Genomic DNA, 14,346 nt, shown 5'->3' on the forward strand with positions numbered 1-14,346 from the left:
TGACAAGTGTCATTAATTAGGGCTTACTTATTAGTTACTTCTTACTACTTAAAATATAAAAACTCATACTTTAACTTGTTTGTGTTAAGATCGAACTTAAACTAACCTTAAATGCTTATATTAAAAAGGCCGAACTAAATGAATGAAAAATCAACAAATTGCACAAAAGTTACCTGCAGTAACTGTGAAGATGCAAACACACTTGGGTTTGATTTTTCAATGGCGTTTCAACCGATCATAAATTGCCAAAGCAACAATATTTTTGGCTACGAGGCATTAGTGAGAGGACTAAACGGCGAATCTGCTTATTCTATTATTTCTAAGGTAAACGAAAGTAACCGCTATGCGTTTGACCAGCTTTGCCGTATTAAAGCAATTGAACTTGCAGCCAAACTAGGCATTACCTCAATGCTAAGCATTAACTTTTTACCCAACGCTATTTATAAGCCTGAGCGCTGCATACGTACTACATTAGAGGCGGCTAAAAAGTATAATTTTCCTATTAAAAACATCATGTTTGAATTTACCGAGGTAGAAAAAGTAGAAGATACTGCACATATAAAGCGTGTAGTTGATTATTACCAATCATTAGGCTTTAAAACCGCCACAGACGACTTTGGTGCAGGTTACTCTGGCTTAAATCTACTTGCTGACTTTCAAACAGATATCATTAAGCTAGATATGGCACTTATACGAGATATAAACAGCGATAAAAAACGCCAATTAATAGTAACCCACTGCTTAAATATGTTTAAAGATTTAAATATTACAGCACTGGCTGAAGGTATAGAAACAGTAGAAGAATACGTGTGGCTTAAACACGCGGGGGTTGAGCTCATGCAGGGGTATTTATTTGCAAAGCCTGGCTTTGAGTGCTTACCCAATGTGAACCTTGATTTGTAAAGTAGAGAATAATCGCACACCTTAAATTTATACAAAGCTTGATTAATGCCGCTCATTGTAAAGCGGCATTAATCTATTAAGTCTAACCTACTGCTTACCTGACCATGCCTGCACTAATTGGGTTAATTGCTGTTTTATATCATTACTAGCAATTGCCTGACTTAGGGTTTCAGTTAACACTTTAATTTCGTCCTGATTACTATTTTGTGCAATAACCTCACCTAACTGCTGCCCAAACATCGTAATTGTTTGATTAACATTGTTAGCATTGAGTGTTTTATTGAGATCGCTTAACTGAGAATGTGCGCTACTTTTCTCAATGACACTAACTAGCTCTGCAACACTGCTTTTATCTGGCGCTTGGTGTAATAAGCTTTGAAGTGTTTCATTAAGTACATTAAAGCCCTGAGAGCTATCTAAATTGGCCAAACCTTCGCCAACCGTGCCAATTGATGCATTGTAATCATAACTTAAGTTACTTTTACTAAGCTTACTTGCAATGCCCTCTAACGCCTCATGCAAATATCCCATTTGCTCAACCGCCATCATTACCGGGCTACCTGCACCATCAAGTTTATTTAACCTAACAAAGTCACCTTTAATTTGCTCATAGCGCGCTTGTTCTTGCGCTGTAGCAGTACCACGCAGTTCACCTAACTTAAGTAGATTCTCTTCAGAGCCTTTACTGAGTGTTTGAGCCTCACCTCGGTAATGATCGTAAATTAAATTCTCGAGCTCTTCGTCATTCATAGCTGCTACAACTTTTTCAGCCATTTTATTCATATTACGGTAGCTACCTTGTAGCTTGAACGGCGGCTCTGTACGGTAGTTGTTGTCTTGCGCAGCTGAAGCAATATATTGCGCATTTACTTTTAATACGGTGTCTCTAATAGTGATCAGTTTATTAATTACCGCTTTAATTTCGTTGGCCTCAGCTTGTGAGTAACCATACTCAAGCTCGTTAAGTGGTATATCTTCACCTTGGCAAATACGCACAAATTTGTATAAATCGTCCATATTTCTGTTTGCCAGCGGTGCAAGCACGGAGTTAGATGTAAGGGCATTTTCTATAAAGCTCATTGCAAACTCTTGCTCGCACCCTGCTAACTTATCACCTAAGTTATAAATATCGGCCCTGTTAGCAAGCATATCCGGTATTTTAAAGCTCTCACCCGATTCGGTATAGGGGTTACCCGCCATAACCACAGCAAACTTTTTACCACGTAAATCATACGTTTTACTTTTGCCATTCCACACGCCATCAATTCGACGCGAGCCATCACATAGCGAAATAAACTTTTGTAAAAATTCAGGGTTTGTATGCTGAATATCATCTAAATAAAGCATTACGTTATTGCCCATTTCAAAGCTTTGATTGATTTTAGCAATCTCTTTTTCGGCAGTTGCGTTAATGGCTTGAGATGGGTCAAGTGATACTTGGTCGTGCCCTATTGACGGGCAATTTACTTTTACAAATGTTAAGCCTAGGCGGTTAGCCACGTATTCAACTAACGTAGTTTTACCATAACCAGGCGGCGATATAAGTAATAGCATCCCCATTAAATCGGTGCGTTTGTTTTTACCCGCTGAGCCAATTTGTTTTGCTAAGTTATCGCCAATAATTGGAAAGTACACTTTATTAATAAGCTGGTTTCGCACAAATGAACTCAAAGGCCGCGCTTTAAACTCATCTAATTGTAAGCGCTCTTTTTGCTCAGCTAAAATTTCACTGCGTAGAGAATGGTATTGCTCAAAGGCAGGGACTTGTTCAGTAATATACTCTCGCGTGCGTGCATAAAACGACGCATAATCAACTTGAAGTGTTTGCTCACTTATTTGCTTATGCTGCCCCATTAATCCACTAACAGTGTAATCGGCATTTACATCTAAAACGCTGTATTTGAAAGAAGTAGAGGCTGTTAAATGAAGGTAATTCGCAGCTTCAGCTTGAACTTCAGCGCTAATATTACTGTGTTGTAAACAATAGGCATTTAGCCAACTTAAATAAAGTAGACCGCGCTCATCTGTGCTATTAAGTGTGGTATTAGCTTGGGTTAGCTCTTTGCTAAACCCCTTACTATTTGCATCACTATTAAACTGCTCGGCAAGGTTTTTAGCTTGCTGAGATACTATAAACAGAGGCTCATCTGCACTTTTTTGCTGCGCCAATTGCTTAATTAAATATGCTGCGCTGAGCTCACTTGATAAATTACTAAAGTGCACAAGCATACGAGGTATCGTATTTAAAAACTCGCTGATATATTCACTCAGTTGAGATGTTAAAGCGCTAATAAAGTTAATTGCACCAAAGTGCGTTTCCATCAACAATGCATTTTTTGCTTGGTGATAAAAAGTAGCCAACTGTTCTGCTGACAATTGTGCGCTGTAAAGCTGCGCTACTACCCTACAACTCACTGGGTAAATGAGTAAATCAAGGGTGCTTTTTTGATTAAGTAACGACTCTATTATTGCGCTTGCGTCATGATCGTGAATGCCCTTTTCGTAACCTTCTTGGTAACGGGGCTCTGCAAATTTTTGCACTACATTTAAAAGCGTACCGTTGTCTTTAGCTTGCTGTAATTGTGTAAATGTAAGTGCATGCTCACTATTTTCGCAGACTAATAAAATTTGCGCAGCTAAATATTCACCACGATAAATAGTGCTGTTTTCAGACACGAGCGCTTGCTGCCACAAGTGACGGCTTTGCGCTAATGTTTCAACACTTTTTGCGTCGGTAATCGGCTCAAAGTAATCGGTCCCTGTTAAATGCAGCATTAGCTGCTCATCGCGAGGCAGTAACGTTAAATCAAGTAATTGCTTATTAACACTAAATGCGTGTTTACCTATACTTACCGTATTACCGCCATCGGTAAATATATCTTGTTTATCACGTAATGAGCGAATGCCCTGATCTTTACTTGCTTTTAGTTTTGACTGAATATCATCGGCACGTATTTCGTCGCCAATATCTTTTAACTCTTGCGTAAGTGCTCGTAACTTGCTGATCATCGGATCAGCTGCAAAGTAGGTGTTTAACGCATCTAACTCAGTGAAGCTTTGCGAACGTCGATTAACGCCCTGTAAAATACGCTCTGCGGCATTTGCTAAATTAAGCGCACGTCGCTGACGCGCATCAATTAAGCTTTGCTTATGTGCTTCAAAGCTTTCGTAAACGTCGTCTCGCTTGGCTATTATTTCGCTGAGGTATTCATCAAAATCGCTAAATTGCGACTCGAGCTCTTCTAGCTGTATTAGCAAACGCGATAATTGATCGTCACACGCCTCAGGGGTTTTTGCATTATTTAATGCATTAGTAATACTTTGTGAAAATAGTTTAAAACGAGCGGCAAACTCAGCTTTAGCCTCAACACTGCCTAAGCTTTTTTGACGTATTTCTATGCCTGCTTTTGCCCTATTAACTAACGCATATACACCGCTAATATCTTCTAAAATTTGGGTGCGAATACGGCTATCGTCTATGTCTAAATCAAGCATTGTGTGGTTAAGTAAATCAAGTTCCACACTTTGTTTATCAAGCTCAGCAACATAGGTTTTGAGTTCGGTTACGCTTTCACTCTTAGCACTTAACTCTTCGAGCTCTTTTAACTTTTTATGATACGGTTCGAGTGCTGTTGATTGCTGCAAAAAAGCTGCAGTAGCCTGGCTTACACCGCTCAAATGCTCATCTACATCAGCTTGTAACTGGTTAAGCGCATCTGTGTCTATGTACTTAATATCTTCAAGGCTGATTATTTGCCCTTTTAGTACTTTTAACGCGTCTATTGCCGTAACAAATTCAGACACCGCTTTAAAGCTATCGGGGCGGACCTCTCGTGTTACTTCTGTGTACTGTTTAGTTATATCTGCAAGTGCTTGCTTAGCTTTGTTCTGTATTTCAGTTACTTTTTCAAACTCATCAAGTACTTGTTCAGCTGTCTCAAAAATACTGTGCAAGCTTTGCGCTATGTCAGCAAACTCATTTTCATTAAGCCAATGATAGCGATCAAATATATTTCGACTCAGCGATATCATATCTTCGTAGTGAAACAAACTTGGGCTTTGCTCGTTAATCGCTTTGCATACACTATATAAATCTGAAATACCGCGTACTAAATCGGGGTTACCAATTTTTCCAAAAAAACTCGTTAAAGCAGGTGCATTGGCGGCAAACTCAGCTGATACAAATGGGCTTTGCCATATTTGGATTGGGTGTACGCGTTCAGCTTGTTCGTTATCGGCTTTGAAGGTTAACGCTATGCCATCGTTGTAAATACCATAACCGTGACAGTAAATTGGGTTTTGTAAGTTTTTATCAATAATATTGTAAGCAAATAAAGCATAGCGTCCTTCGCTTGGCTCATAAAATACATACAATACATCTTCGCCATTGGGCGATTTAACTTGGCGATGAAATTCTAAATCATCAATTTGTTCTTCAAATGAGCGAGCCTGTCCCGACTGCAAATAGTAACCACCGGGGAAAATAATACCGTGGTCTTCGGGCAGCGTAACACATGCGCTACCAATGGCATCTTGACGCGTAACCTGCAAAGTGCGGCTGTTAAAAATAAAATAGCGCCACTGCTTTTCTCGGTATGGCAAAATTTTAAGTAAAATCAAGTCACCCACTTGCGCATATTCAACCTCGCTATCAGCAAGCGATTGGTTTTTATCTTCAACGGGTTCTTGATGAATACCTTCACCGGTTTCGGTGCTGTTTTCTATTTTTATGGTGAGCGTGCCACCAATGGTTTCAACAAATACGGTATCAGCAATATTTATATGACCGTGACGCCCTTCAACATGATCACTGCGGTCTGTTTCTTGCCATTCAAAATCATAATCGTGTGCGTGCTTTATATCGCGTTCACCGCGATTATCAATATAATGAATAGTGTTATCTGAGTGTATCTCCCATCTAAACACTCGTACGTCAGAGAGCTTTTCACCAATCTGAAACAACGCAAATAACTTGCCGTTTTGCTGATATAGGTGCTGCAACTTGGTTTGCTTGTAGTAAGTATAAAGCTCTTCAAAATCGCGAATAAAACGGGTATCGGTTAAAAATAAGGTTTTTTCTGGGTAGGGTTCAATCTCAAAGTGGTCCTCTTGCTGAACCAATTTGTGCACACTAAATACATCATCAATTGAGGTTTCTTTTTTCAGACCCAAAAACACGTTGTAAGCAAAAATAACCTTGTCGCCTACAATCACAATATCGCGAGGCGTACAGTTTTGCTCGGTTCGCGCACGCACGCGCCCTTTAACTTGAAGCTCTGTACTACCAAACTCGCTAATACGCTGCGAATTAACGTTATCTGTTTGCGTTTTGAGTGTTGCGCCAAAATTATTTAAGCGACGCTTAATTAAATCGTACGATCCCTGCTCTAAAGCATGTTGTGTTGAGTCCGTCATTAAACCTTTCCTGCAGTATTACTTTTGTATGTGTGATCAAAAAAGCCGTAAATAAATTACGGCTATAGATTGAGAGGGAGTTAGTCTTGCGGATCGAGTTTTATTTTCTCGTCAAGGCCGCTGCCCATATTGCCCCCTAGCATACTTAGTAATTGGCTTTTTTCAGCAGCTGTGGTGTTACTCAATTGCTTTAATAATTTACTCATATTAAGGTTTTTCATGGTTTCAGCTGAGCCGTTAGCGCCCGCTAATACTCCTTTCAAATCCTCAATTAAATTGCGATCGCCATTTAAGTGATCTTTAAATACAGTTTGTACTGTTTTGCTTTCATCTACTAAACCATCTATTGATTTACCTAAGCTAATAGCACTCATAAACTGGTTAAAGAACTGGCCATCGCCGCCCATAATATTAATATCGGCATCGCCTAGTGCTTTGCTCATCACTTGAGCTTGATGCTCTGCTATATCTTTGCCTGCCTCAATTTTAGCCAGCACTAGCTCTTTTTGCTGGTTTAGTTGCATTGTAAAGCTTTCGTAGTCACGGGCATCTTGGTCCATCGCATTTAGCGCCTGTAGTTTTTCTTCAAGACCTTTGGCCTCAGCAAGCATCTTACGCTCAAGGTTAATGGCTTCAACTTCACCTTGTTTCTCATTCGCATCAGCCATGGCTGTTTGTACTTGTGCTTGAGACAAGCCAATCTCACGGTTACCTTGCGCTTCGGCTTCTAATTTTTGACGAAGTACCTTGGCATCCACTTCACCCTGCATTGCGTTTGCTTGTGCTTTAGCTGTAATTACGTCTGCTTCAGCTAAGCCCTGTGCCGCTGTTTCAACTTGTTGTGCTTGAGCAAGTATCTTTTTAGACTCAGCTTGCTGATTAGCAATACGCAGCTCTGCATTAGCCATTGTTTCAAGTTCACGGGCTTTAAATTCAGCCGCTTGATCTTGCGCTTTTGCGGCTTCAATATCTTTAACTAGTGCTTCTTCTGCCTCCGCTTTAGCTCGGATTATAATGGCGTCTTTTTCACGTTCTGCACCTGCTAAAACCTGCACATCTTTAATACGCTCTTGCTCTTCAGCTACCGATTTTTCGACTATTACGCGATCGCGCACTACATCAGCAATTTCTTTGCGTTCTACTTCAAGTGCTTTTTCTTTGTTAATACGTAAAATTTCAGTTTCTCTTTCTCGTTCAATCACTTCTATTTCACGAGAGCGTAAAACTTTTTCTTCTTCAATACCTAGTACTCGCAGTCGGTTTTGCTCTGCAATATCAAGTTCACGCTGCTTATTTTGCTCGCTAATTCCAATTGATTCTTCAGATTGAATTCGAGCCTGCTCTGATTTTAAACGCTCTTCGTGGCGTACTTTTTCAGCTTCGGCGTGTTCACGCGCTTTAACGGTTTCAATTTCACGAACTTGACGCGACATTGCATCTTGCTTTTGGCGTTCTATTTCAAGTGATTTCTCAGTGGCTTCTTGGTTTTGTATTTCTACTTTTGCGCGCTCATCACATTTTAACTGATTGGTTAATACATTTTGCGCTGCCGTCATTTCGGTAATACGACGAATACCTTCTGCATCAAGAATATTTTGTGAATCAAGCTTTTCAATCGACGTTTGTTCTAGGTAATCAATGGCAACATCTTCAAGTGTATAGCCAGATAAGTCCTGCCCTATCACTTCTTTAATGTTGTCCCTAAATTCGTTTCGGTGAGTAAATAACTCAACAAAATCCATTCGCTTACCAACCGTTTTAAGTGCCTCTGAAAACTTAGCTTCAAATAATTCTTGCAGCGTTTCATGCTCTGATGCACGTGCACAACCTACTTGCTTTGCTACACGTAAAATATCGTCTTTGTTTTCATTAACACGAATATAAAACGTAATGGCGATATCGGCACGTATATTGTCTCTACAAATCAAGCCGCCTTTGTCTTTACGTTCAAGTACCATGCGCTTTGTTGAAATATCCATCACTTCCATTTTATGGATAACAGGGTAAACAATGCCACCGGTAGTGGTAACGTCTGGCTCACTTTTCATTTTATTTATAATGAGAGCTTGGCCTTGTTCCACTTTGCGATAAAACTTGCCAACAATTAACAAAATAGCAAAAATGACCGCTATCGCTATACCTACAAACGTTAATATAGGTAGTAAGTTATCTAAAAATTCCATGTTATGTCCTAACGTAATTATCGATTTATTATGTGTTATTTACAGCAAAAAACGGCGTTGTGTTACCAAGGTTTGGCAGTAACAATATAACAATGCTGCTTTTTTATATGCTCAAGTAATATTACCGTATCACCTGCGCTGAAGGGGTATTCATCATGAGATCTTATTTCAATGAGTTGCTCAGTGCCTTGAAAATTAACTCTGCCTTGACCAAACGTTGGCGTCACCTTTCCAGTAACAACCGTGCATTCAAGACCCAATAAGTCGCTACTGCGAGAAGTTTCTACACTTGAGAAAAAGCGTTGTAATGGTTTTGAAATAATAACTGCAATTGGTAAAGCAATAATCGCGCTTACTACCAGCATCGCTAAGCCAAACACATAAAATAAAACACCATCACCAAGTAGGTAAGCAAAAAACTTATGTGCATAAATACTAATTAGCCAGCTAAGCATAACCACTAAACTAATTGATACCGTAATAGGAATACTGCCAAAACCAAAGTTTGACGCTGAATGGGCGCTATTTGAGCTAGATGAACCGGGCTCTATGTCTAAATCAGATTCAAACATATCAATGTCAGCAAACCCTAATAAAGTGATCACCCAAAAAAGGATTACAACCAAAAGCAGGGCCGTGAAAATAATGGTAGGAAACGTAAGTGCTAAATTCAAAAAGTCCATATTACTGCTATCCATCTGTATTAATACATTTACACAGTATGATTTTTACCATTTTGAAGAGAGTTTGTTAAGTTTTTTATAATAATTAGCCAGTGGTTTATAAAGAATTGTAAATAGCTCACCTCTATTTTAATTACCTCATTATAAACCCACTATTTGTAGGCATTTTTCAACGGTCAATTTAGCTCACTTACTTTTAGATTGAAGTATTCTATCTGCACGTATGACTTTTTAACGATAGCTACTATATCACTGCAAGTTACACTGATAATAATAACTACGATCAATACAATATTCGCTTCGTGTCCCAACTTTAACAGATACAAAAAAGCCGCCTTACTAGTTAAGCAAGGCGGCTTTCATATTAAAACACTTATGAGCTTACATATTACCTAGCTCTATCATCATCGCGGTATACATGCGTAAATTAAGCTCCAATTGCTCAAGCGTAATAAATTCATGCTCAGAGTGGCCTGTATAACGTTTACCAGGCATTGATGGGCCAAACGATACGGCATTATCAAATAGTTTTGCGTTAGTGCCTCCGCCAATTGATACAAAATCGGCTTTTTCGTCGCCGGTAAAGTGCTTAAATATATCAAGTAGCTTTTGTGCATGCGGCGCATTGTCTAACAGCATAGGGTTGCCTATCACTGTATCTATACTCTCGAGTGTAATTTTATTGTTAGCTTGCCATTGATTAACGGCTGTCTCTATTTGTTGCTTTAATACACCTTCACTTTTACCAACAGGGCGACGAGCATTAACAGCTAATGTTAGCTTATTCCCGCTGCGCTCAATGACGGTTGGAGCTACGGTCATTGGGCCCATAAAGTCATGCTTATAGGCAATATCGCCAAACTGCTTACCGTGAAGATCTAGCCCTATCAGTTGATTTACAAATTTAATAAGTTGTCCATCGCTATTGTTTTCAAGTGCGATTCCATCAAATAGCTCGGCTAAATGTGCAATGGCGTTCACACCAGATTCGGGCTCAGAAGAATGGGCAGACATGCCCTTTACATTAATGGCAATGGCGTTATTTTTTTTACTAAAGTTAAATTCAACTTTATCTAGTTGCTTGGCTTTTGTTTTTAATTGGTTTACTAGTGCGTTGTTTGCATTATGCAGTACTAAGCTTGCGTCTTCTGGTATTTGGCTTTTGAAAGCACCACCAGCAAGGTCGCTTACATACACTGCTTTTTGATCTGATATGGCGTTAAATGTAGGAGAAATTAAGCTCCAACCTTTTTCAGCAACCACTACCGGGTATGATGCATCAATGGTTACTGCATACTTTGGTTGCTCGTATGTTTTCATGAACTCAGTAAGTGGGCCCCAATCAGACTCCTCAGCCAGATAAATCATCAGCTCAATGCGGTTATCAAGCTCTATACCTTTATCTTTAATCGCTTTCATGGCGTAAAGCGCAGTAGCGATAGCGCCTTTGTCATCTTCGGTACCACGGCCAACTAATTTACCTGGCTCTGAGGTATCAATAATAAAGGGGTTTTGCTTCCACTTACTCGCATTAGCTGGCTGTACATCACCGTGTGTTACCACTGTTACCTTGTCTGTTTGTTTACCCATGCCAATAAGCACAGTGTAACCGAGGTCTTGATAGTCGAACCCAAGCTCTGCAGCTTTCATTTTTAATACCGATTTAAAGTTAATAAAATCTGGGTTTTGTGGTGCGGGTATTGAATCTTTATTTACTGTAGGAAAAGCAACTAAGTTAGTTAGCGTGTGTACTTGCGCATTTTGGTAGGTATCTACAGCGTAATCGGCAACATTATCAATATTTTTATGTAACTGTGCGTGCGCGCTAAACGCGAACAAAAGAGCACTTGCTAAAGCTAACTTTTTCAAAACTTATTCCATTTAATTAATAACTAAGGGCTTTAATTATAGCGCCCGCATAGCGTTACAAATAGCGCTTTGCGGTAATTTAACAAACTATTAAGTGTAAATATTTATATGGCAGCTTTAATATGGATAGCGGTATAATAGGTGGCTTAAAATAATTGGGGTAAATCAGTGTGAATCGTCGTAAAAAAATAGTCACTAAGTTTCAAAAGAAAGACAAACGCGCTAACGCTAAATTACATAAAAGTAATAAGCCTGCGTATGTGTCAAAAGCTGATCGAGAAAAGCTTGAGCAGCAAAATTCAATAACTCAAAGCGATGATAACCAAGAGCAGGAATAACCGACTCTTGGTTATAGTTATAAAATCACATTAAAATGCGACACTCATCCCAATATTAAACGAACGCCCCTGCCCTGCGAGCTGTTCAAAACCAGTACTTTCGCCTTTTTTAAGCTGCGCAATACTCACCCCACCAAGCGGTAGTTGATAGTACTCATCAAATAAATTACTCACTTGTGCACTTAACGTTAAGTCGCCCCATGACGCTTTTGAACCTAAATTTACAATATTGTAGCTGTCGGTTTGGTTTTCTAATCGGTTGTTATCGACGCGTGTTTTAGCATCATTCCATTGCCACGATAGCGTATTTTCAAAGCGGCCGAGTTGATGGTTAATTGCAAGCTTGGTATGCAGTGGTTTTATTTGATAAAGCGGCTGGTTGGTATCATTTCGCTTTGCGCGCGTATTGGTAATATTGGCATTTAATTGCCAATTACCAAGTGCTTTAGACTCATGTATATTCGCGGTTAAATCTAATTTAACGCCATACAATACCGCATCTGTATTTGTAAATTTAAGTATATTGCGTGTCGTATTTTCTAAGCCAAATCGATTGAAAGACCTGACGAGATCTGCGTCAATGTAGTCAGATGCATTGGTATACCAAATGTTAGCACTGACCCGCCAGTCGTCGTTTTGAGCCGATTTAATATAAGTAGAGCTTATTGTATGCGCGGTTTCTACTTCTAAATTTTGGTTGCCTATATAGCCATTGCCATCACCGTACCAACCAATCATGGTGGTTGCCATATTGCTCACACCCCAGCTGTATCGCTCATACAAATTAGGTGCTCTGTTTTTGCGAGCAAGACCAAGCTGTAGCTCGTCAGTATGAGTAAGCTGATAATTAAGTAATACACTGATATCAACCACCGTGTCTGATTTATCGTGCTCTTTGCTATTAAAAGCAGCAGCGGCACTTGCGTTACTGGGCTGCATTGGCATGGCGCTCATAGTCATCATTGCCATACCTTCGTTATATGGCTGAACATCGTCAGCACGAGTATTTACATGCTCAACACGTATACCTGAATTTAACCACAACTTAGTATTTATTTGGCTCTCAAATTCTGCAAATGCTGCAATACGCTTACGCTGACCATTATTTATATTAATGTAATCGTTAGGGCCCATCATGGCGGAACCTTCAACAGCAGACCACCAATCATCAATTCGGTAATCATAAAATGCTTGCCCAAGTAATAGGCTACTATTGCTATCTAGGTTTAAACGCCATTTAATTTGCGAGCTTATATCGCGCGCATCGGTATTCATTGGCATCATGCCGGTTTTCTCAAGGCTAAAAAAGCCCATTTCGTGTTTAACATCATGCCAATTAAGTTGGGCTTCCAATTCACTGTTTTCCAATACACGCTTGTATTGGGCTGTAGCGCCATAACTTGTATTATCAGTCATATCCATATACTGATTAGCAAAGCCCTGATAAGGTATTTTTTGATGTGTAAGCTTAATAACAAACTGTTGTTTTTCGTCTCGTATTGCTGCAGATAGCGTGTGATTTTGCACGCGATACAAGGTATCTAATACCAAGTCTCCATTTCCGTCGTCGTAACTTTTGGCATCACTAAACGCACCTTGGTAATTAAAACTCAGGGTATTGCTCGCAATACGTGCTCCTACCCCCACTTTTCGCGCATTGCTTACGCTACTATATTGAGCAGATACATAGCCTGAGTGCCAGTTAAGCTCATTACTTTGGCTATACTGTGGTGAAATAGTATTTACGCTTATCACCCCTGCAATATTATCGCCACCGGCACTTACCGCTGATATACCCGCAATGACATGATAAGACGTAATTTGATTAGCAGAAACATACGAAAGTGGTGGGTTCATATGATTAGCACATGCAGCGGTTACATCTGCGCCATCTACTAATACTTTTACTCTATCGCCCATCAGGCCATTTAAAATAGGTAAGTTTGACACCCCACCCGCAGCAGAAAAGTCTACCCCTAAGTTGGTTAATAATGACTCTGCTGAGCCAAGTGCAAGATGTTTATTTTGCGAATGTCCCTGAACTTCAATAATTTCTAAGGAGGTGTCGTCTGCAAAAACTACAGGAGAAAATATACTGCTTATAAATAAAGCCAAGGGGGTTAATAAATGTGTGTTTGGAGTCGTGCTTAAATCTGCCATTTTATAATTATGCCACTGTAATAGTTGAACTAATTATAATTCGTGTAGCCATATTAAAAGCGCGACAAATTGTCGCACTTTACTCATTTTATTTTAAATACGACGGCGTTATTCATCATCAAAAATATCTTCTATTTTTAATTCAAATAACCGCGCTGCTTTAAACGCCAGCGGTAAACTGGGATCAAACTTACCTTTTTCAATTGCATTAATGGTTTGGCGCGATACATCTAATAATTCGGCTAGTTTAGCTTGTGTTAGATTTTGCTCAGCCCTGAGTACTTTTAAGCGGTTTTTCATTCTTCGCCCTCATCACAGCTATAGCGTTTGTTAAGTATATAGATGCTAATTAAATATACTGAGCCCATTAAAAACATCAAGTCAGGTATGTCAGCCCGCACGTCGATAATCCCACTTAGCTGCAAATTACTATATGCAAGCCCGCCAACCACAACCGCCCCAAGCGTAAAACCCATTGCACTTAAATGTATTTTTTGCTGTAACTCATCAAGCCCCTGTAAGTTGCGTTTATTAGCTATGATCATTGCAATGCCCACAACAACATTTACGACAATAAAAAAGCCACTCATTGCGTTATTATGATCCCAAATTAAAACCGGACCAAACGAACAAATGGCTAGCGATAGTAACCAAATAAGCGTCCACTTAGCTAAATTAGTCGTGTTTATTTTTTGACGCTGCTTTAACGTTAATTGTGTTTGCATTTTTTAACCCTCTCAAAAAGTAAAGTGTACTTTACTATACTTGTACAAAAACAACCGCAAGTCAAATAAG

General features: G+C 39.5%; 9 protein-coding genes. 2 read left to right on the forward strand and 7 right to left on the reverse strand.

The window, feature by feature from the left end; all coding sequences use genetic code 11:
* Positions 1-138: 138 nt before the first annotated feature.
* A complete protein-coding gene (locus R0J88_RS03185; protein ID WP_277053491.1) occupies positions 139-903 on the forward strand; it encodes an EAL domain-containing protein in 765 nt (254 codons plus the stop codon).
* 87 nt (positions 904-990) lie between these two features.
* Here the strand turns inward: R0J88_RS03185 and R0J88_RS03190 are convergent, their stop codons facing one another.
* From R0J88_RS03190 to R0J88_RS03205, 4 genes are all read right to left on the reverse strand, one after another.
* Positions 991-6,318, reverse strand: coding sequence for a DNA repair ATPase (locus tag R0J88_RS03190; RefSeq protein WP_410899053.1), 5,328 nt, complete (start codon positions 6,316-6,318; stop codon positions 991-993).
* Between the two features lie 80 nt (positions 6,319-6,398).
* Entirely contained in the window at positions 6,399-8,501 is a 2,103-nt protein-coding gene (locus R0J88_RS03195) for a hypothetical protein (RefSeq protein WP_410899054.1), read from the reverse strand.
* A gap of 62 nt (positions 8,502-8,563) precedes the next feature.
* Positions 8,564-9,199 (reverse strand): OB-fold-containig protein, encoded by a 636-nt coding sequence (locus R0J88_RS03200; RefSeq protein WP_277053492.1) that lies wholly within the window; start codon positions 9,197-9,199, stop codon positions 8,564-8,566.
* 366 nt (positions 9,200-9,565) lie between these two features.
* Positions 9,566-11,053, reverse strand: a complete 1,488-nt coding sequence (locus R0J88_RS03205; RefSeq protein ID WP_410899055.1) for a dipeptidase — start codon at positions 11,051-11,053, stop codon at positions 9,566-9,568.
* A gap of 170 nt (positions 11,054-11,223) precedes the next feature.
* Here R0J88_RS03205 and R0J88_RS03210 point away from each other — a divergent pair, with 170 nt between their 5' ends.
* Positions 11,224-11,391 carry a DUF2986 domain-containing protein gene (locus tag R0J88_RS03210; RefSeq protein WP_410899056.1) on the forward strand — a complete coding sequence of 56 codons (168 nt, stop codon included), beginning with the start codon at positions 11,224-11,226 and terminating at the stop codon, positions 11,389-11,391.
* 30 nt (positions 11,392-11,421) lie between these two features.
* Here R0J88_RS03210 and R0J88_RS03215 read toward each other — a convergent pair whose 3' ends face one another.
* The 3 genes from R0J88_RS03215 to R0J88_RS03225 form a co-directional block, all read right to left on the reverse strand.
* A complete protein-coding gene (locus R0J88_RS03215) occupies positions 11,422-13,551 on the reverse strand; it encodes a TonB-dependent receptor plug domain-containing protein (protein WP_410899057.1) in 2,130 nt (709 codons plus the stop codon).
* Positions 13,552-13,659: 108 nt separating this feature from the next.
* Positions 13,660-13,851, reverse strand: coding sequence for a helix-turn-helix transcriptional regulator (locus R0J88_RS03220; protein ID WP_006791459.1), 192 nt, complete (start codon positions 13,849-13,851; stop codon positions 13,660-13,662).
* The gene (locus tag R0J88_RS03225) at positions 13,848-14,276 is read right to left on the reverse strand and encodes a hypothetical protein (RefSeq protein WP_410899058.1); all 429 of its coding nucleotides are present in this window, start codon (positions 14,274-14,276) and stop codon (positions 13,848-13,850) included. The genes R0J88_RS03220 and R0J88_RS03225 overlap by 4 nt, the downstream gene beginning before the upstream one ends.
* Positions 14,277-14,346 lie beyond the last annotated feature (70 nt).

Origin of the sequence: Pseudoalteromonas sp. SIMBA_162, assembly GCF_046535955.1 — a bacterium.
Taxonomy (GTDB): Bacteria; Pseudomonadota; Gammaproteobacteria; order Enterobacterales; family Alteromonadaceae; genus Pseudoalteromonas; species Pseudoalteromonas marina.

Bases quoted from the DNA above. Each gene is read 5' to 3' on its own strand.
- R0J88_RS03185 (WP_277053491.1), top strand. From the start codon at position 139: ATGAATGAAAAATCAACAAATTGCACAAAAGTTACCTGCAGTAACTGT.
- R0J88_RS03190 (WP_410899053.1), bottom strand. From the start codon at position 6,318: ATGACGGACTCAACACAACATGCTTTAGAGCAGGGATCGTACGATTTA.
- R0J88_RS03195 (WP_410899054.1), bottom strand. From the start codon at position 8,501: ATGGAATTTTTAGATAACTTACTACCTATATTAACGTTTGTAGGTATA.
- R0J88_RS03200 (WP_277053492.1), bottom strand. From the start codon at position 9,199: ATGGATAGCAGTAATATGGACTTTTTGAATTTAGCACTTACGTTTCCT.
- R0J88_RS03215 (WP_410899057.1), bottom strand. From the start codon at position 13,551: ATGGCAGATTTAAGCACGACTCCAAACACACATTTATTAACCCCCTTG.
- R0J88_RS03220 (WP_006791459.1), bottom strand. From the start codon at position 13,851: ATGAAAAACCGCTTAAAAGTACTCAGGGCTGAGCAAAATCTAACACAA.
- R0J88_RS03225 (WP_410899058.1), bottom strand. From the start codon at position 14,276: ATGCAAACACAATTAACGTTAAAGCAGCGTCAAAAAATAAACACGACT.